At 50.1% G+C, this 18,448-nt stretch carries 17 protein-coding genes; 8 read left to right on the plus strand and 9 right to left on the minus strand.

What is annotated here, in order from left to right; all coding sequences use genetic code 11:
- Positions 1–255 precede the first annotated feature (255 nt).
- Positions 256–1,239, plus strand: coding sequence for an N-acetyl-gamma-glutamyl-phosphate reductase (gene argC / locus B153_RS0125810; protein WP_020599645.1), 984 nt, complete (start codon positions 256–258; stop codon positions 1,237–1,239).
- Between the two features lie 68 nt (positions 1,240–1,307).
- Positions 1,308–1,811, plus strand: coding sequence for a GNAT family N-acetyltransferase (locus tag B153_RS0125815; protein WP_020599646.1), 504 nt, complete (start codon positions 1,308–1,310; stop codon positions 1,809–1,811).
- Between the two features lie 84 nt (positions 1,812–1,895).
- On the opposite strand, the gene B153_RS0125820 is transcribed toward B153_RS0125815, so the two are convergent.
- From B153_RS0125820 to B153_RS0125830, 3 genes are all read right to left on the minus strand, one after another.
- A complete protein-coding gene (locus B153_RS0125820) occupies positions 1,896–3,359 on the minus strand; it encodes a gluconokinase (protein WP_020599647.1) in 1,464 nt (487 codons plus the stop codon).
- Positions 3,360–3,479: 120 nt separating this feature from the next.
- On the minus strand, positions 3,480–4,307 hold the full coding sequence (locus tag B153_RS0125825) for an amidohydrolase family protein (RefSeq protein ID WP_020599648.1): 828 nt from the start codon (positions 4,305–4,307) through the stop codon (positions 3,480–3,482).
- Positions 4,304–5,155 carry a fumarylacetoacetate hydrolase family protein gene (locus tag B153_RS0125830; protein ID WP_020599649.1) on the minus strand — a complete coding sequence of 284 codons (852 nt, stop codon included), beginning with the start codon at positions 5,153–5,155 and terminating at the stop codon, positions 4,304–4,306. The genes B153_RS0125825 and B153_RS0125830 overlap by 4 nt, the downstream gene beginning before the upstream one ends.
- Before the next feature lie 192 nt (positions 5,156–5,347).
- Between B153_RS0125830 and B153_RS0125835 the strand changes: the two genes are divergently transcribed.
- The 4 genes from B153_RS0125835 (at position 5,348) to pafA (ending at position 12,096) form a co-directional block, all read left to right on the plus strand.
- Positions 5,348–5,908, plus strand: coding sequence for an RNA polymerase sigma factor (locus tag B153_RS0125835; protein ID WP_020599650.1), 561 nt, complete (start codon positions 5,348–5,350; stop codon positions 5,906–5,908).
- A gap of 81 nt (positions 5,909–5,989) precedes the next feature.
- Entirely contained in the window at positions 5,990–7,141 is a 1,152-nt protein-coding gene (locus B153_RS0125840) for a FecR family protein (RefSeq protein ID WP_020599651.1), read from the plus strand.
- Positions 7,142–7,353: 212 nt separating this feature from the next.
- Positions 7,354–10,245, plus strand: a complete 2,892-nt coding sequence (locus B153_RS0125845; protein ID WP_026262459.1) for a TonB-dependent receptor — start codon at positions 7,354–7,356, stop codon at positions 10,243–10,245.
- A 198-nt stretch (positions 10,246–10,443) separates the two neighbouring features.
- Positions 10,444–12,096: an alkaline phosphatase PafA gene (pafA, locus tag B153_RS0125850; protein ID WP_020599653.1), complete on the plus strand. Its 1,653-nt coding sequence runs from the start codon at positions 10,444–10,446 to the stop codon at positions 12,094–12,096.
- An 86-nt stretch (positions 12,097–12,182) separates the two neighbouring features.
- Here pafA and sufB read toward each other — a convergent pair whose 3' ends face one another.
- The 5 genes from sufB to B153_RS0125875 all read right to left on the minus strand — a co-directional run bounded on the left by sufB (position 12,183) and on the right by B153_RS0125875 (position 15,743).
- Positions 12,183–13,661, minus strand: coding sequence for a Fe-S cluster assembly protein SufB (gene sufB / locus B153_RS0125855; RefSeq protein WP_020599654.1), 1,479 nt, complete (start codon positions 13,659–13,661; stop codon positions 12,183–12,185).
- 358 nt (positions 13,662–14,019) lie between these two features.
- On the minus strand, positions 14,020–14,724 hold the full coding sequence (locus B153_RS0125860; RefSeq protein ID WP_020599655.1) for a hypothetical protein: 705 nt from the start codon (positions 14,722–14,724) through the stop codon (positions 14,020–14,022).
- A 66-nt stretch (positions 14,725–14,790) separates the two neighbouring features.
- The gene (locus tag B153_RS0125865) at positions 14,791–15,180 is read right to left on the minus strand and encodes a hypothetical protein (RefSeq protein ID WP_020599656.1); all 390 of its coding nucleotides are present in this window, start codon (positions 15,178–15,180) and stop codon (positions 14,791–14,793) included.
- Positions 15,177–15,428, minus strand: a complete 252-nt coding sequence (locus tag B153_RS0125870) for a hypothetical protein (RefSeq protein WP_020599657.1) — start codon at positions 15,426–15,428, stop codon at positions 15,177–15,179. Before B153_RS0125870 ends, B153_RS0125865 begins: the two co-directional genes overlap by 4 nt.
- Before the next feature lie 57 nt (positions 15,429–15,485).
- On the minus strand, positions 15,486–15,743 hold the full coding sequence (locus tag B153_RS0125875) for a hypothetical protein (RefSeq protein ID WP_020599658.1): 258 nt from the start codon (positions 15,741–15,743) through the stop codon (positions 15,486–15,488).
- Between the two features lie 121 nt (positions 15,744–15,864).
- Between B153_RS0125875 and B153_RS0125880 the strand changes: the two genes are divergently transcribed.
- Both B153_RS0125880 and B153_RS0125885 read left to right on the plus strand, forming a co-directional pair.
- Complete coding sequence (locus B153_RS0125880) at positions 15,865–16,659, plus strand: alpha/beta fold hydrolase (RefSeq protein ID WP_157634857.1); 795 nt, start codon at positions 15,865–15,867, stop codon at positions 16,657–16,659.
- Between the two features lie 65 nt (positions 16,660–16,724).
- Positions 16,725–17,651 carry a hypothetical protein gene (locus B153_RS0125885; RefSeq protein ID WP_020599660.1) on the plus strand — a complete coding sequence of 309 codons (927 nt, stop codon included), beginning with the start codon at positions 16,725–16,727 and terminating at the stop codon, positions 17,649–17,651.
- A gap of 23 nt (positions 17,652–17,674) precedes the next feature.
- On the opposite strand, the gene B153_RS0125890 is transcribed toward B153_RS0125885, so the two are convergent.
- Positions 17,675–18,319 (minus strand): peptidoglycan DD-metalloendopeptidase family protein, encoded by a 645-nt coding sequence (locus tag B153_RS0125890; protein ID WP_020599661.1) that lies wholly within the window; start codon positions 18,317–18,319, stop codon positions 17,675–17,677.
- Positions 18,320–18,448 lie beyond the last annotated feature (129 nt).

Raw genomic sequence — 18,448 nt, forward strand, 5'->3', positions numbered from 1 at the left:
CAGAGGTTTTAGATTCTGTTTAAGAGCGGTTAAAAATCCGAATAAAAGTTGAAATGGCTGTTTTTGTCATGGCTCCGGCCACCCGGTCCGACGAAGGAGGAATCTTAATAGTTTCCTACCTCTGAGTGTTTGGAACCTTGACAAAAACACTCTAATCGGAGCCTTCTCAGGAAATTTCAACCGATTCAGTATCAAGTATTTCTTTGTGAATCTCTGCATCCCTCCTTGTATCTCTGTGTTCCAACTCTTTACATAATGGAAAAAATTAACGTTGGTATTATTGGCGGAGCAGGCTACACGGGTGGCGAACTGCTGCGTATTTTGATTAATCACCCCTTTGTCAACGTCGCGTTTGTACACAGCAAGAGCCAGGCCGGAAAACCCGTCTGGTCAACGCATACCGATCTGCTAGGCGATACCGATCTGACCTTTTCGGGCGCGGAAACGACTGAACTGGTGGCTCAGGAGGGGCTGGATGCTATTTTCCTTTGCTCGGGGCATGGCGCATCGGCGACCTTTATGGCCGATCATGACGTATCCGACGATGTGATGGTGATCGACCTCAGCGCTGATTTTCGGGATGAGCACAACGATTTTGTATACGGCCTGCCCGAACTGCAACGCGAGCGGATTCAGGAGGCTACCCGGATTGCCAACCCCGGCTGCTTTGCGACCAGTATTCAACTGGCGTTGCTTCCCTTAGCGAAAGCGGGTAAACTGACCGATGCTGTACAGGTGAGCGCTATTACGGGTAGCACTGGGGCCGGACAGGCGCTTGTTCCCACTACGGGCTTTACCTGGCGGAACAACAACGTGTCGATCTATAAAGCGTTTACGCACCAGCATCTGGCCGAAATCCGCCAAAGCCTGACGCAGTTGGAGCCTGATTTTAAAGCGGCTATCAATTTTGTTCCGTACCGGGGCGATTTTACGCGGGGCATCATGGCTAATGTGTACACGCCTTTTTCGGGTACGCTGGACGAAGCGAAACAATTGTATAAAAACTACTACGGCAGCCATCCGTTTACGCACGTGAGCGACAACCCTGTGGATGTGAAACAGGTGGTGAATACCAACAAATGTTTGCTCCATCTCGAAGTACACGACGGCCAGTTGCTCATTACCAGTGTGATCGATAACCTGACTAAAGGCGCATCGGGTCAGGCCGTTCAGAACCTGAATCTGGTGTTTGGCTTACCGGAGGATTCCGGCCTTCGGTTGAAGTCGGTAGCGTTTTAATGTCGTAACGCGGCTGGGAAGCCGCAGCCTAGCCAGAATAACCACGGCTTCCCAGCCGCGTTACAGATATGTTTGAAACCGATCGCCTATTACTTCAAAAGTTCACGGTCGAGGACGCACCCTTCATTCTGGAGTTGCTGAATACCCCAGCCTGGCTTCGGTTTATAGGTGATCGGGGCGTTCGGACGCTTGGTGATGCCCGGCAGTATATTCTGGAAGGGCCTCTGCGGAGCTATGAACAACATGGCTTTGGGCCCTATCTGGTCAGGCTAAAAGAAGCGGGGCTGCCTATCGGAATGTGCGGCTTATTCAAGCGTGATACGCTGGAAGATATGGACATCGGGTTCGCTTATCTGCCTGAGCACATTGGTAAGGGCTATGGCCTGGAAGCCGCCACTATTGTGCTGGATTTTGCCCGTAATGAGCTAAACGCGAGCCGTATCGTGGGGGTGGTTGATCCGCAGAATACCAATTCGATCCGGCTGCTTGAAAAGCTGGGCATGCATTATGAACGCAGCGTTCGATTAAATGGTCACGAAGAAGAGTCGTGGTTATTTGCCCGTGCTCAGTAATTTTTTTCTGACAGGATTTACAGGATTAACATGATTTCAAATGAATAAAAATCATGTTAATCCTGTAAATCCTGTCAGAAAAAATCATAGACGAGCCAACGCATCCTGCCATTTTTTGAATGCTGTCCGGTACACTTTGTGTCGATGTAAATCCGGCTCAAAGGTTTGTCCAAAGGCCACGCGTTCGGCGGCTTCTTCTAATGTTTTGACTAGTCCAATGGCTTTCATGGTCAGCAAGATAGCGCCCATCGAGCCACTCTCATTGCTGGCATTCAACCGAACGGGTACGCCAGCCATATCGGCCAGCATCTGCACCCACAGGGTCGATTGCGCAAATCCACCATTGGCATGAATAACACGGGCTGGACCTGTAAATTCGGTCAGGAGCTCGTTAATGCTGAGCAGGTTAAAGAGAACGCCCTCCAGTGCCGCCCGTACAAAATGCGCCCGCGTATGCTGCCAGTCGACGTGGAGGTAAGCCCCACGTACCGAAGCATCCCATAACGGAGCCCGTTCTCCTTGCAGATAGGGGAGGAACAGTAACCCGTCGGAGCCGGGATCGATTGTAGCGGCTTCTTCCAAAACCGCTTTTGTTTCCTGCTGGGTAAGTTTTTCGGAAACCCATTCCAGCACATTCCCGCCGTTGTTGGTCGGTCCGCCCACTGCATAATGGCCTTCGTCCAGATAATAACAGAACAGGCGAATCTGGGCATCACGGAGGGGTTTTCGAACGGTTTGGCGAATGGCCCCACTCGTACCGATCGTCAGTGTGGCCGTACCGCGTTTGATGGCTCCTGCGCCCAAATTGGCCAGACACCCATCCGATGCCCCAATCAGCAGCGAAACGCCAGCGGGTAAATTGGTAGACCGAGAGCTGGAATTTGGCTGATACGTGCGCTGGTAGGTGGTTGGTACAGGGGGTGAAAGCTGGTCGGGGCGGACACCGGCATAATCGAGGGCTATTTTGCTCCACTCCCGGGCGCTTTCGTTGAACAGCCCGGTAGCGGTCGCAATCGAAAAATCGACTTCGAACGCGCCGGTAAGCTTATGCCACAAAAACTCTTTGATGGACCCAAAGTGAGCGGTCCGGCGGAGCATACGTGGATCATGTTCGCGTAACCAGGCCAGTTTGCAGAGTGGAATCATCGGATGCAACGGCGTTCCCGTTTCCTGATAGATCGACTTGCCTAAATCGGCTTTTGTAGTTCGAAGTTCGGTAGCCTGCGCTTCGGCGCGGTTATCGGACCAGAGGATGGCGTTGCCCAGGGGTTTTCCGTCATCGTCCATCGGCAGGAGGCTGTGCATAGCGGTACAGAAGGCCAGATGGGTGATCGTATGCCCACCTTTGGCCGTTTCCTGAACTACTTCCGCAATAACCTGTACAAATGCTGACCAGATTTCGTTGGGGTCCTGTTCGGCATAGCCGGGCTCAGGGTTCAGCATTGTCAGCGGGGCCGATGCATGGGCCAGAATCTGACTCAGATCGGCAGGCATAGCCATGGCTTTTACATTTGTGGTGCCGACATCAACCCCAACAAAACAATCCATACAATTGGTGGTAATTAATTGTTACACAGAGCTACACGAAGACATCATGGAGGTTCACTGAGAAAAATAAACCTTTGTGAATCTCCCTATCTCCTCCGTGTAGCTCTGTGTTTTAATTTTTTAGCTCAACCGATAAAACGACACGGCATTCGCACCAAAAACTTTAGCCCGTACTTCGTCGCCCCAGGGTGCTACGTACTCTTCGATCAATGTTTTGACCTGAGTATAATTGGCAGCTACCAGACAAACCGGCCAGTCGGACCCAAACAGGAGCCGATCCGGACCAAACTGCTCAAATACCACATCCAGATACGGGAAAAAATCCTGCTTGCTCCAGTTGTGCCAGTCTGCTTCGGTCACCATGCCCGACAGTTTGCAGGAAACATTCGGGTGGTGGGCAATCTCGGTCATGTAATTCGACCAGCGATTGATTTCCTTTTTCGTAATGTACGGCTTTGCCAGGTGGTCGATCACAAAGTTGACCTCCGGTACCGCGCGTACCAGTTGCAGCGCGGCTTTTAACTGGCTGGGATAAATCAGAATATCGTAGGTCAGGCCAAACTCAGCCAGTTGACGGATGCCTTCGATCACGGCAGGTCGGGCCAGAAAATCGTCGGGTTCGGCCTGAGCAACGTGGCGGTATCCTTTGATCTGGCTATGTTCCGATAAAACCGTCAGGCGATTCTTTAGCTGCTCCGACTGTAAATCGACCCAGCCAACAACGCCTTTCACGATGTCGTAGGATTGGGCCATGTTGACCAGAAACAGCGTTTCTTCTTCCGACTGGGATGCCTGAACTGCTACACAACCGTCGATGCCGTTGGCTTTGAGCACAGGTTCCAGGTCGGCCGGCAGAAAATCGCGTTGGATGACGGCCATATCATCCGTTATCCAACTATCGCGGACGGGGTCGAAATGCCAGAAGTGCTGGTGCGAATCGATGGTCATTGAAAACTAACAGCTACTTGCTTTTGTGAGCCCAGCCCTTCGATGCCTAATTCAACGACGTCGCCTGGTTTGAGGAAACGCTGGGGTTTCAGACCCATACCGACACCGGCTGGCGTACCTGTCGAGATCACATCACCAGGGAGCAACGTCATGAACTGGCTGATGTAGCTAACCAGCGTTGGTACGTTAAAAATCATGTCGTCGGTATTCGAGTTCTGCAATTCCTCCCCGTTCAGATTCAGCCAGAGCGGTAGGTTATTGGGTTCAGGCACTTCGTCTTTCGTAACCAGATAGGGGCCTAGTGGAGCAAAGGTGTCAGCACTTTTGCCTTTTACCCATTGGCCGTTGCGCTCCAGTTGCCAGGCGCGTTCGCTGTAGTCGTTATGAACAGCATAACCCGCGATGTAATCGAAAGCGTCGTCCAGTTCGACATAGCTGGCTCGTTTGCCGATGATGATCGCCAGTTCAACCTCCCAGTCGGTTTTTTCGGAGCGTTTCGGGATCACAATGGTATCGTTTGGCCCCGATAGTGCCGTAGTTGATTTGAAAAACAGAATGGGTTCTGTTGGTACGGGGGCATTGGTTTCTGCTGCGTGTTTGGCGTAGTTCAGGCCAACGCATACGATTTTGGAAGGTCGCTTGACACAAGGGCCAAAGCGGTCGGGTGTCACCTCCGGGCAGGTATGGGCATGCGCCGTTAGCCAGTGAGCGAGCCGTTCGGGGCCGTTGCTGGCGAAAAACGATTCGTCATAATCTTCACCAAAATGGGTGACATCAATGTGCTGGCCGGTAGGTAATACAACGCCAGGGTGTTCGTGGTCGGGTAAGCCGAAGCGGAAAAGTTTCATGCGGTAAAATTCAGATTTTTTTTGATAAAAGACGCCCTCAAATTCTTTTTAATCAGGCTACCACCGACTTTCTGAGGGTTTTTGGCCGATAGGGTTCAGGGAGAAAGTAGATAAAGGTAATTTGAATGATAGCGGGAAAAATCTGTAATATTGCCTGTCATTAAAGCCTACACTGCCCTTTGATGATGCATTATGACAAGCCCTGTTCGTTCTGACGTACCTGATACTGAGCTATGGGACGCCTTTCGGCGGGGCGATGAGTTGGCGTTTGGTCAGATTGCCCAGCGGTATTATAAAAGTTTGTTCAGCTACGGAGCAAAGTTTTCAAAAGACCGCGAGTTCGTCAAGGATTGTTTGCAGGATTTATTTATGGAACTCTGGTATCGGCGCGAAACCCTGGGCGATACGGAGTTCGTTAAATTCTATCTGCTAAAATCACTTCGGCGGAAGATTTACAGGGAAAGTCTTAAACACCAATGGCTTACCAGTGAAGAGGAACTGGATTTTGAAGCCGATGGTCTGGGCGAACTTTCCATCGAACAGCAGATCATTGAAGGCGAAACGCATCATTTACAGCTACAGCAACTGAACCGGCATCTGGCTACACTCTCCAAACGGCAGCAGGAAATTATTTATCTTAAATTTTACGAAGGGCTTGAAAATGAGGCTATCGCGCAGGTAATGTCTATTTCAAGGCCTGCCGTAGCCAACTTGCTTTACCGAACGGTGCAGGAGTTGAAAAGCAGGTTGTAAGGGTATCTTTTCAGGTCTGGTCCAGTCGTTGAAAAAAAATCTGATTTTTTTTGATTATTCCCTGCCAAAGGCTGCCTATGTATGGTAGAAGCCTTTGCTACGATGGACCACTACGCCGACTATTGCCTTGAAGATTTTGTATTGGATGCGCGTTTTCAGCGTTGGGTGCGGTATCCGTCTCCCGATGAAGAAACCTTTTGGCATACCTTTCTTGCACAGCATCCGCAGCAAACCCAGGAAATTGAACGAGCCAGAACATTGCTTCAAAGTGTTTATCGGCGTTATGAAAGCCAACTGAGCGATTCAGAAATTGATCTTGAAATCCAGAAGTTGATTGCCAGAGCACGCGCCAGTAAAGAGTCCAGCGCTGGTAAGTTCACGGTTGAAGAAGAGTCGCCAGCACCCAAAATCATCTCGTTCAGGGGGCAGTATGGATGGCTCTTACGGGCTGCTAGTGTTGTTCTGGTGCTGGGTGTTGCGGGCTGGTTGTGGCTGGCTCAATCGCCCAAAAGCGCTTACGATCAGCGGGTAGCGGGGCAGTCGCTTACCGAACATACGAACCATACCCGTACCCGGCAGCTTATTCGGCTGGCAGATGGCAGCAAAGTAACCCTCGAACCAAATGCCCGGCTGAGCTATCCGGCTCAGTTCTCGGCCAGTAAACGACAGGTGTACTTATCGGGAACGGCTTTCTTCGACGTGGCTAAAGATGCGAAACGCCCCTTTCTGGTATATGCCAATGAGTTGGTTACGAAGGTGTTGGGTACTAGCTTTATTGTCAGGGCCCCCGACCGATCGGCCCGGACAATTGTGGAGGTGAAAGAGGGGAGGGTGTCGGTAATGGAAGCGGCAAACAGCCCATCGCACCAGTTGGAAGCGAGCCGGGAGCTAACAGGGCTGATTTTAACGGCTAACCAGAAAGTTATTTTTGAACGGGAGCAGGATCGTATGGTCAAAACCCTCCGGGATACACCAGAAATTGTGCCTTCTGCCAGCCAGGTTCCGACCTTTCAATTTAAGGATACGCCGATTTCAGAGGTGTTGACGGAACTGGAGCAGGCGTATCAGGTCGATATTTTGTTCGATAAAGAGGTGCTGAGCCATTGCCCATTGACGGCCACCCTGACCGATCAGCCACTTTTCGAAAAACTAACCGTGATCTGCGAAGCTATCGGAGCCCATTATGAAGTACTGGATGGGCAGATTGTAGTCGATAGTAAAGGTTGTAAATGAGAATCTATCAATGAGTTGTCTACCCTTTCTCCCCTGTATTTTCCCTATGCCTGTAGCGTAATCCTGCCTTTTCAACACAAAAGAGCACCAGTGGTTCCAGCACCGGTGCCCTATGTCTGATTCCCCGCCACTTTTTGCCTGATCGAACATCTTCTATAAAGATGACGGGGCTTGCTGTATCAAAATTTTCACCTTAATACAAAGCCAAAACAATGAAAAAACGACTATACTTCCAAATAGTCCTGACCCTTATGCGCCTATCGCTCACTCAATTCATTTTTATTGTATCGTTTGTGAGCGGTGCTTATGCCATTGATGGTAAAGCCCAGGAGGTATTGCAACAGAAAGTAACCTTCCATTCACAAAAACAGAACGTAGAAACGTTGCTGTCGCATCTCGAAAAACAGGTGACAGCCCGTTTTGTGTTCAGCGGGACGCTCATTCAGGCTGATCGAAAAGTTAGTATTCATGCCGAACAGCAACCCCTGGTCAGGGTACTTGAAGAACTACTGACCCCTCTGGAGTTGAATTATCGGGTTTCGGGTAAACTGATCATTATAACCCCAGCCCCTAAATCAGAAGCTCCGGCAACCAATGTGACGAAAGAAGCTCCCAAAGCCAATCACAAAATTTCGGGACGGGTGACTGATGCCAAAGGTGAACCGCTGATCGGAACGACCGTTATGCTCAGTTACCAGAATATGGGCCAGGTGACCGATCAGAGCGGAACGTTCGCCTTCAACAACATTCCTGAAGGTATATACACACTCAGTTTGAGCAGTATTGGATTCATTACGTTAAAAAAGGATGTGGCTGTTGGGGCAAATGATGTTCAGCTTGAACTGACTTTACAGGAAGATAACTTACAGTTAGAACAGGTCATTGTTACCTCCAGTGGCTCACCTAAAAAGAAAATAGAGTCCAGTGTCGCGATTTCAACGGTTAATGCCAAACAGCTTAGCCAGCGGCCGCCCCTCAACAGTACTGATATGCTCAAAGCCATTCCGGGGCTGTCGCCGGAGGCTAGTGGGGGCGATGGGCCTGGTAGCGTGCGAGTGCGTGGACTGCCCGGTGGTGGGTACGTATTTATGGGTGTGATGGAAGATGGACTGCCCGTATTGCCAACCGGCTTCAGCAGCATCCCATCGGCCGATCAATACTATAAAGTTGACTTAACCGTAAAAACGGTAGAGGCCGTTCGGGGTGGTCACGCGGCTATTTTGCTGGCGAATACGCCGGGGGCGCTGATCAACGTGATTTCGAATACGGGTACTGACCGATTGTCGGGGAAAGTGAAAGTTACACGCGGTTTGTCGCAGAATGCCAATCGATTCGACTTTAATCTGGGCGGCCCTCTGGCTCCTAAACTAAAATTCAATGTAGGGGGCTTCTATCGGGCCGATGATGGCATTCGCCCGCCTTCGTATCGCGCTAACGACGGAGGCCAGCTAAAAGCTAACCTGACGTATCAGTTTAAGCCCAACAGTTATATCCGAGTATATGGTAAATACCTGAACGACAAAACCTCATGGCTGGTGCCAGCCTACTACAGTTATGATGGCTCAGGAGTAGGGAAGGCGCTACCTTCGTTCGATCTGCTGACCCAGACGTTGGCTACCCGCGATACAAAGGTCAGTGTGAAAGCGCCCAATGGGATTACGTATAATTATGACCTGGCCGATGGTTTCCATACAAAGTCACTGGCAGGAGGGGTCGAGTTTAAACATACTACGCAAAATGAGTGGACGATCAAAAACAATCTGCGGTACCAGAAAACGGATGGTAGCTTCAACGGAGCTATCGTGACGGCGGCATCGGCCTATCGAAGTGACGCCAAGTATTATTATCTGGGCGGTCAGCAACTGGTTAATCCAACCGGATACTACACGGGCCAGTCGCTTACGGCTACGACCAATGCCGATAAGCAATTTGCCGACAATCTGGATATAACCAAGCAGATCAGGAACCATGCCCTATCAATCGGGGCCGGTATTCATACGTATGATATCGATATGCTCACCATTGGGGCTGCGTTCAATACCGAAATAGTGGATAAGCCCCGAATTCTGCTGGTAAATACCGATCAGGGCAATGGGTTTTCCAATGTGACTATTTCGACCTATCGGAAGGGCACAACGACCACGGCTTCAGCCTGGGCTTCCGATGAGGTGAACTGGGGTAACTGGACCGTCGATCTGGGGTTGCGGATGGATCGTTTCCGCATCAAAGGACAGCGTTTGCAAAATGTAGCGCCTTACAGCAATTATACCCCGTTCGACGAAAACAATACCTATGCTACGGTTTCGCTCGGCTTGAACTATAAAATTAATGAGCAGCATGCGCTTTTTGCCCGGTCTACCCGTACATACAGCGCGCTCACGATTGGGGACTATGCCAACTTTAACTTCGATCCGGCCGGAGTGAAAGATCGGGGGGTATTCATGGCCGAAGCGGGCTACAAAGTCAACATGCCGAAGTTTTCGCTGTTTAGTTCGCTGATTTACGCGAGTCTGACCAATATCTCGTCCAGTATGTTGATTCCTGACACGAAAGGGTCGTTCATTACGATTCCAACCTTTGCATCGAGCCGGAATCTGAGTGCGGAGATCGAAGCCACCTACATGCCAAAGCCCAACCTGAATTTCCGGTTTGTGGCTACCTTCCAGAATAGCAAGTACACCAATTATGAAGTCGTAGCCCCATCGACGGCACGGGCCGATCTGGCTGGCAAACCGTTTGTCTGGTCGGGTAACAAAGCCGAACGGATTCCAGACGCACTGCTTGAGCTTTCGGCAACATACACCTATAAAAAGACAGACCTCTTTGCCAGTATCCGGCACATCGGCAAACGGTGGAGTTCGCCCAGTAACGTATATCAGTTAGGGGGATATAACGAGCTGTCGGTGGGAGTCGATTACCGGCTTCTGAAGGCTGTCAATCTGCGTGTTTGGGGCGATAATCTGCTAAATAGCCGAGGATTGACCGAAGGCAATGTGCGCGGTGACCAGTTCCTCCAAAATGGAAATTTCGAAACCGGCTCCTTACAGATTGGCCGGATCATTCTGCCAAGAAGTTTCTGGGCGTCACTCACCTATTCTTTCTAGTTCAGCAAGGGGGATAAAGCTACTCTCCCTCGTCTTACCGAACTCAATACCGCTCCGTAGTGTCCACACCATCCTAAATCCCTCCTCTGAAATCAGGGGAGGGACTTTACTAATTTCTGTTTTAAGCACCTTCTCTGAAGTTCAGGGGAGGGGTTGTTAAAATCGCAATCGCTCCAGATAATCGTTTTCCTATTTTTTATGATCCGGTTCGCGTTTCTTTTTTGTCTGATTCCAGCCTGTTTGATAGCTCAGCCTGTCAGCCCGATGTCAAAGGCTTCAACTAGCCCCCAGTTAATTACGCGACCTAAACTGGTGGTTGGCGTAGTTGTCGATCAAATGCGTTACGACTATTGGTATCGCTATTACAATAAATATACTGACGGTGGTTTTAAACGGCTGCTGCGTGAGGGGTTTACGTGCCGGGATCACCATTATCACTATGCCCTCACGGTTACAGCAGCGGGGCATGCTTCGGTCTACACCGGATCGCAGCCCGCTATGCATGGTATTGTTGGGAATGAGTGGTACGATCAGCGATCGGGCAGACGAGTGTATTGCGTAGAAGACAGTACGGTAAAAGCCGTAGGGACTACCAATGCCGGAGCGGGAAGCATGTCGCCTAAAAACCTGATGGTCAGTACGATTACCGATCAGTTACGGATCGCTACCAACTACCAGTCCAAAACCATTGGTATTGCGCTCAAAGATCGGGGGGCAATTTTACCCGCTGGTCATACGGCCAACGGCGCATACTGGTTTGATAGCAAGACAGGCAACTGGATTACCAGCTCATTCTATCGCACCGAACTACCCCAATGGGTAAGTGCCTATAACAGCAAAAAACGACCGGCCGAATTGATGAAGTCGGGCTGGCAAACCCTGCTGCCGATCGAGCAGTATACCGAGAGTACGGCCGACGACCAGCGGTATGAGTATAAACTGCCGGGCGCACAAAAGTCGGTGTTCCCCTACGATTTGGCCGGGCAGTCGGGAGATGTGTTTGGGATTATAGCCAGCACCCCGCATGGCAATACGATTACGAAAGAAATAGCCCTTGAAGCCTTGACGCATGAAAACCTGGGTAAGGGTGAGGCAACCGATTTTCTGGCGATTAGTTTTTCAACGCCTGATTACGTTGGCCATGCTTTCGGCCCGAATTCGGTAGAAGAAGAGGATATTTATCTCCGGCTCGACCGCGATCTGGCCGATCTGCTGACGGCTCTGGATGGTTGGGTTGGTAAAGGGAACTATCTGTTTTTTTTAACCGCCGACCACGGGGTAATGGATGTGGTCGATTTGTGGAAAGACCATCATCTGCCTGCGGGTCGACTGAATATTGGGGCGATCAATACGGCGATTAAAGCCGCCCTGACTACCGCGTTTGGCGACGGTGATTATATCCGTACATCGGACAATTATCAGTTTTACCTGAATCATGATGTGTTGCGCGCAAAGAAGATTACCGTACAGGATGTCTGCCAGGTTATGCGCGACGTTACACGAAATACAGACGGGGTCGCCAATGTTGTTAACCTACATGAACTGGGAACCGCCAGTCTTAACGATTATCAGTTGACCCTCTACAAAAATGGAACGCATGCCAAGCGTAGCGGAGATATTCAGCTTGTGATCGAACCGGGGTGGATGGCGGGTTCGATTGCAGCAAGTCACGGTGGGCCTTATGCCTACGATACGCACATTCCGCTGTTGTTTTATGGGTGGGGGGTTAAGCCGGGCGAAACGTTTGCGCGTACGTCTGTGGCCGATACGGCTCCTACCCTGGCCGCTTTGCTTAAAATTCTGGAGCCGAATGGCAGTGTGGGCAAGGTTATAGGAACGCTGATCAAATAACTTCCCAACTGTGACCAGATGGGCCGAGCATGAAAAAAGCCCTTGCTGTTTTGCAGGGGCTTTTTTCATATAGCGATTTCTGTTTATTACCCAACGCTGCCTTCCAGGCTAATGGCGAGTAGTTTTTGGGCTTCAACGGCAAACTCCATTGGCAACTGATTCAGCACTTCTTTGGCGTACCCGTTGATAATCAGGGCTACCGCCTGTTCGGTTGGAATGCCGCGCTGGTTGCAGTAAAACAACTGATCTTCACCAATTTTTGACGTTGTCGCTTCGTGCTCGACGGTGGCTGTTGGATTTTTTACTTCCAGATACGGGAACGTGTGTGCTCCGCATTTATCACCCAGCAACAACGAGTCACATTGCGAGTAGTTACGGGCATTTTCGGCACGCTTCATCACCTCCACCAGACCCCGGTACGAATTCTGGCTTTTACCCGCCGAAATCCCTTTCGATACGATCCGGCTTTTGGTGTTTTTACCAATGTGGATCATTTTGGTCCCCGTGTCGGCCTGCTGCATGTTGTTGGTAACGGCCACCGAATAGAACTCACCGATGGAGTTATCGCCTTTCAGAATGACCGAGGGGTATTTCCAGGTGATGGCCGAACCCGTTTCAACCTGCGTCCACGAAATTTTGGCGTTCGGGCCATCGCAGATACCGCGTTTGGTTACGAAGTTGTAAATACCACCTTTCCCGTCTTTATCGCCCGGATACCAGTTCTGTACGGTCGAGTATTTGATTTCGGCATCGGCATGGGCAATCAGTTCAACGACAGCCGCATGGAGCTGATTTTCGTCGCGCATTGGGGCTGTACAGCCTTCCAGATAGCTCACGTACGAACCCTCGTCGGCAATGATCAGCGTCCGTTCGAACTGCCCCGTTCCGGCTGCATTGATGCGGAAATAGGTCGACAGCTCCATTGGACAACGAACACCTTTCGGAATGTAGCAGAAAGATCCATCGGTAAAGACGGCTGCGTTCAGAGCGGCAAAGTAATTGTCTTTGGCAGGAACCACCGATCCCAGGTATTTTTTGACCAGTTCGGGGTGTTCATGTACGGCTTCGGTGATCGAGCAGAAAATAATTCCCCGTTCGGCCAGATCTTTTTTGAAGGTCGTTGCTACCGACACAGAGTCCATGACAGCATCGACCGCTACGCGTGGCCGATCGCCCTGGGGCTCATCGACAACCCCCGCCAGCCGTTTCTGTTCGCTCAGCGAAATACCGAGCCGATTGAAGGTGTCCAGTAATTCGGGATCGATTTCGTCGAGCGAATTAACGGTTTTCTTTTGCTTGGGAGCAGAGTAATACTTGATCGCCTGATAGTCGATTTTGGGATAATGAACATTAGGCCAGGTAGGCTCCGTCATTTCCTGCCACATCCGAAATGCTTTCAACCGACTTTCGAGCAGCCACTCAGGTTCCTGTTTCTTCGCAGAAATAAAACGGATAATATCGTCATCAAGACCTGGAGGGGCTTCATCGGCCTCAATCAACGTCTCGAATCCATACTTATACTCGGCGTTGGTAATACTCTCTAAAATTTCAACGTCCTTGCTCATAGTCTCGGTTAATTGACTGGTAGAAAGAACCAGTGCAATGTATTTTTAACAATTTGCCGGATAGGTACGTTCCGGGCAGGCTGGACAAATATCGGAAACTTTCCGTTATTTCAGGTCTATTTTCTACCAATAGCCTATCTGCTTATGGCTGTTTCCAAATCCCGTTTCAACATTGAACGGCTCCTCGGCATCTCAGCAACGTTTTGAGTGCCGATACCTGGCTGCAGAGTGTGCTGAATACCTCAATAGGCTGGTTTCATAAAACCGACATCACCTCACAATCAGACGATCTATAAAAAAACACCCATGCCCTTACAGATTCGTAGAGGCATGGGTGACAATTGAATAGAAATGGGTACTACTGGAACAGCACATTTACTTTGCTGTAATACAGGGTTGTTAGGCCTTCAAAACCCGAATCCGTGCCGATGAGCAGCCAGAGTTCTCCTTTGTCGTTGGTGGTTACGCTGAAAGGCTTATCGGCATTCGTACGGGTAATGAGCGAGTAGCCTTCTTTGTCGTCGGTGGTAGCGATATTGCCCAACCGAATGGCATCTTTCCCATCATTATTCTGCGCACCCTTATCGAGGTTGAGCGAATAGAAATCGTCCTTCAACACACTTACAGGTTCAACCACAGAAGCTCCGGCTTTGAGGAAGACACTGCTTCCCGGCGATCCCCCAATGCCAATTGAGTTTTCGCCATACTGGGAGGCTAGTTCAATAGTGAACACCAGCTTATACTCCTTGTTGGGCTGTAAACCAACCACTTTCTTTTTGATGAACATGAAAGCATCATCACTCCGATTCATGCTCGATAGCATAAGCGATTTACGAGTCGTATCCAACGGGGCAGGCAGCCCTTTCCACGCTGCTTTAAACTCCATGCTGTTTTCCTGCGCCTTTCCAAAATCTGTAATCCCGGCCGACCATCCATCCGAGCCAGCCTGAAACGAGGATTGATACGGCAGTCCGGGCTGGAGGGGTACGTTGTCCTGATTACAAGCTGAAAAGGTGAATAAACTGCCTGCCAAAACGGCGATTACCATGAACGTTGATTGCATTATACACTTGGTTTGTTTCGTTTACAGACTCCCCAAGCTGAACGACCGTTGTAATGGTTTTAGGAATTAACGGAATCGGTTTGGCCCAGATTCTTCCAAGCCACTGAGCGCTAGGTAGAAAGCAATGATATAAATTAATTGATTTCCGGCCGTAGTCCAATCTTCTTTCAGGGTAGTACCGAACAGGAGGGCACTGACCGTCAATCCGCCCAAAAAATAGCCCCATTTACCGATCTGACCACCGACCAGGATCAAAATACCAACCGTCAGTTCAACAAAGGGCAGGGTATACAGAAAGGCTTTTGTGAGTAAAGAGGGCAGCATTGTATTTGCAAAACCAGCCTCCGTTTTCGCCACAAATGCGCCTAGCTTGGGAATGCGTACAAGGCCATGCATGAGCATGTTAATCCCCAGGCCGAGCCGGATAACGAGATGAGCTAACGCTTTGGCATTCATTCTTCATTCTCCAGTTCAACCTCGCCCTTTTCTACGGTTTCTTCTGCCAGCAGATCGTCGTTTATGCCCGGGTCTCCATCTGGGTCGGCCACTTCGGCTTTCTCTGGTTCGGGACCTGATGCGGTGATGGCCCGTAATGGGCTATCCTGAGGAACGCCCGTGTTCGACGCTTCGCTTTGCGCCAGTACCTGCACAACGCCCTGATTGTCGTCGTCGGCAGGATTATATGTGTTGTTATTTGTATTCATCGAATGATTGGTTCGTATCGTCTTAAGAACTTCTGGATACTTTTCAGGACGTGTTGGTTAGGAGCCCGAACGTGTCACATGGCCACCTAAGGCATAATTGTCGTCCTGATGATGATCATGTTCACCCGTTGGATCCCCATCTTCATCGAGGGGTTCATCGTATAATTCCTCGTCGGCCCCGTTTTCATCCACCTCATCTTTCTCGTCGACGGCGGGGTCATTCTGGTTTCGGAAAATGTCAGGGTCAATCCGGTCGATTCGGGAGCCAATGACGCCTGTGTCCGTTGCGACGGGATAATCGAATATCGTTTTCATACGGTTGAGTTGTTGGTTTTCATAGGGATAACCCGGTAGAATGCCGAAAGGTTAGGCTTATTGGCCTGTTCCTGATGAAGATAATCATCTTATGAGCGAGATAACCAACGGTGTTGCCTGTATGAAATCACTACTTCTGTCTGTTTGTTTGCTAATCGCTGTACTGGGCCAGGCTCAATCGAATCGGGAGCCGCTCTTTACCTCGTTCGATGGTACAAAAATCCACTACGATATTCTGGGTGAAGGCAAGCCGGTTGTACTCATACATGGCTTTATCAGCACCAGCGAAAGCTGGAAACGGTCGGCGGTACGGCAGACCCTGGCCGATGCCGGTTTTAAAGTGGTGACGCTCGATTTACGGGGCAATGGCCTGTCCGACAAGCCCCATGCAGCCGAAGCCTACCGCGATAACACCGAGTTGAAGGATGTGATGGCGTTGATGAAGCACCTCGGTTTGAAGAACTATGATGTAGTAGGCTATTCACGTGGAGCCATCCTGACGGCCAAATTGCTGACGATGGATAAACAGGTGCGCCGGGCGGTTATGGGAGGCATCAGTGTCGATTTTTCGGACCCCAACTGGATTCGACGTCGGAATTTCTTCGAAGCCTTAACGAAGCCCGGAAGCCACCCTGAACTGCAACCCGCCGTCGATAATGCCAAGAAAGCCGGGGCCGATACGGTGGTACTGGCGCGTTTACAGGAGTTTCAACCTGTAACTACCAAAGCCGAGCTGGCGAAAATCAGGATTCCGGTATTGGTCGTGAACGGGGATCAGGATATGGACAATGGTGATCCGCAAACGCTGGTCGATGCCATTCCGGGTTCACGGCTGGTCATTGTACCGGGAAATCACGGCGGTGCCATGCGGACGCCCGAATTCGCCAAAGCTGTAGTCGAGTTTCTGACGAAATAATCATTAAGCGTTTTCAACAGGTTACAGTCTCGGTTCGTTTTACCGATCGGTCAAGGATACTCACTATGAAAGCTACCACGCTGCTTAGCTTACTATTTATTGTTCCGGGTTTTGTCTGTGCGCAGAAAACCGGAACAACATTTCGCAATACAAAAGATAGCTCTGCCAACTATTATGTAACGGTTGAGCCTGTTGGAACCCCCAAAGGGCTTTTAGTTCTTCTGCCCGGTTTTGGTGAGCTGCCCGAGTCTGCCTATGTTGAAACAGAGTTGCCAAAAGAAGCTACGCAACGGGGACTTGTAACGGCTATTATTACACTCCAACAAGGCTGGCAATCCTTTTACATTGATGAGGCTTCTCAACAGACCATAGGTGAGGTAATCAGAGAAATCCAGGACCGCTACAAACTCGCAGGGAAAAAGCTTTATCTGGGTGGTTTCTCGTTAGGCGGAAGCGGTGCCGTTCGGTACGCCGAACGCGCTAGTGCTCATGCTGCTTTACCTAAACCGAATGCGGTGTTTGCAGGTGATCCACCGCTGGATTTTGTGCGATTTTATGAGGCTGCCTTGCACCAGCGGAAATACGGTAAAGTAGCTGTAGCCGTCAATGAAGCCAGTTTTCTGATAGATCGGATGGACAAAGAATTTGGCGGACCGCCAACCCGAAAATTTTCGCAGTATGTTGCCTTAGCTCCCTATTGCCGTGCCGATACCATGAATAGCAACGCTGATCTGTTAAAAAATATGCCCATCAGACTGATTAGTGAGCCTGATCTGGTCTGGCAACTAACAGAACGGAATCGGGATTTGTATGATTTGAATACGATTGACTGTGTTGGCCTGATCAATTATCTACGAACCACTGGAAATATGAACGCCGTTTTTGTGCCCACATCCGGCAAAGGCTATCGAAAACAACAAAAAAACAGAAACCCGCATTCATGGTCTATCATTGATCCAAAGGAAACGTTGGACTGGCTGATGCATTTCTGATGGCCTCCAATCAACTTGTTGATTCACAAGCCGTCGATTTGCAGCAGCTCGTTCGGATTGGGGCAAATAGCCAGGAATTTCGCCCGATCAGCTACTGAGCACACACCGGGGAAATCCCCTTTCAGCCCCAGCATGTCGGTCATGAGTTGAAAATGCAGGTGCGGGGGCCAGTCGCCGTTTTCGGGGTAGGGGCCTATCTCGCCCAGTTTATCACCAGCATTAAACGATTTCCCTTCATACAACCCTTCCAGCGATTGGCGGGTCATATGCCCGTAGAGAGTGTAAAGCGGCCCAGAAGCCAGATCATGGTGCTCCAGAATGATCGTCGGCCCATAATCGCCAAAATGAGCATTGTCCTGAAAACTATGAACGATACCGTCCAACGGGGCAAAAACGGGTGTACCGGCATTCGCCCAAAGGTCGATACCAAGGTGAATCTCGCGGGGTTCGGCTTCAGCATCGTTAAAATGAGGACTCCGACGGTAAATGACCCGGTGTTCATTATAACCGCCTACACCGACCTGAACACCAGCGGCTTTCAGTTTACTAAAAACGTAGTCGGTAAAAACAGCTGTATCGGTTAAATTGAGGCTGGCAAGATCGGGATTGGTAGCGGAGAAGTCGAGAATCAAATACGGGTCTTTCCGGAAGTCGAAGGGAAGAAGCATGCTGGAATCCAGTAAGAGACGGCAACGAAGAAAACAATGACGAAACGTTGGCTCAAAATAGGGTAAGTTGGTCTGTTGACCAACGATTCATCAGCAGAAAATCGTTCTTTTTACCTAAAAAGCCTGTTC

The sequence above is a fragment of the Spirosoma panaciterrae DSM 21099 genome (assembly GCF_000374025.1).
Taxonomy (GTDB): domain Bacteria; phylum Bacteroidota; class Bacteroidia; order Cytophagales; family Spirosomataceae; genus Spirosoma; species Spirosoma panaciterrae.

Excerpts from the sequence above, each read along its gene's own strand:
- argC (WP_020599645.1), top strand. The coding sequence starts at position 256 with ATGGAAAAAATTAACGTTGGTATTATTGGCGGAGCAGGCTACACGGGT.
- B153_RS0125815 (WP_020599646.1), top strand. The coding sequence starts at position 1,308 with ATGTTTGAAACCGATCGCCTATTACTTCAAAAGTTCACGGTCGAGGAC.
- B153_RS0125820 (WP_020599647.1), bottom strand. The coding sequence starts at position 3,359 with ATGGATTGTTTTGTTGGGGTTGATGTCGGCACCACAAATGTAAAAGCC.
- B153_RS0125825 (WP_020599648.1), bottom strand. The coding sequence starts at position 4,307 with ATGACCATCGATTCGCACCAGCACTTCTGGCATTTCGACCCCGTCCGC.
- B153_RS0125830 (WP_020599649.1), bottom strand. The coding sequence starts at position 5,155 with ATGAAACTTTTCCGCTTCGGCTTACCCGACCACGAACACCCTGGCGTT.
- B153_RS0125835 (WP_020599650.1), top strand. The coding sequence starts at position 5,348 with ATGACAAGCCCTGTTCGTTCTGACGTACCTGATACTGAGCTATGGGAC.
- B153_RS0125840 (WP_020599651.1), top strand. The coding sequence starts at position 5,990 with ATGGTAGAAGCCTTTGCTACGATGGACCACTACGCCGACTATTGCCTT.
- B153_RS0125845 (WP_026262459.1), top strand. The coding sequence starts at position 7,354 with ATGAAAAAACGACTATACTTCCAAATAGTCCTGACCCTTATGCGCCTA.
- pafA (WP_020599653.1), top strand. The coding sequence starts at position 10,444 with ATGATCCGGTTCGCGTTTCTTTTTTGTCTGATTCCAGCCTGTTTGATA.
- sufB (WP_020599654.1), bottom strand. The coding sequence starts at position 13,661 with ATGAGCAAGGACGTTGAAATTTTAGAGAGTATTACCAACGCCGAGTAT.
- B153_RS0125860 (WP_020599655.1), bottom strand. The coding sequence starts at position 14,724 with ATGCAATCAACGTTCATGGTAATCGCCGTTTTGGCAGGCAGTTTATTC.
- B153_RS0125865 (WP_020599656.1), bottom strand. The coding sequence starts at position 15,180 with ATGAATGCCAAAGCGTTAGCTCATCTCGTTATCCGGCTCGGCCTGGGG.
- B153_RS0125870 (WP_020599657.1), bottom strand. The coding sequence starts at position 15,428 with ATGAATACAAATAACAACACATATAATCCTGCCGACGACGACAATCAG.
- B153_RS0125875 (WP_020599658.1), bottom strand. The coding sequence starts at position 15,743 with ATGAAAACGATATTCGATTATCCCGTCGCAACGGACACAGGCGTCATT.
- B153_RS0125880 (WP_157634857.1), top strand. The coding sequence starts at position 15,865 with ATGAAATCACTACTTCTGTCTGTTTGTTTGCTAATCGCTGTACTGGGC.
- B153_RS0125885 (WP_020599660.1), top strand. The coding sequence starts at position 16,725 with ATGAAAGCTACCACGCTGCTTAGCTTACTATTTATTGTTCCGGGTTTT.
- B153_RS0125890 (WP_020599661.1), bottom strand. The coding sequence starts at position 18,319 with ATGCTTCTTCCCTTCGACTTCCGGAAAGACCCGTATTTGATTCTCGAC.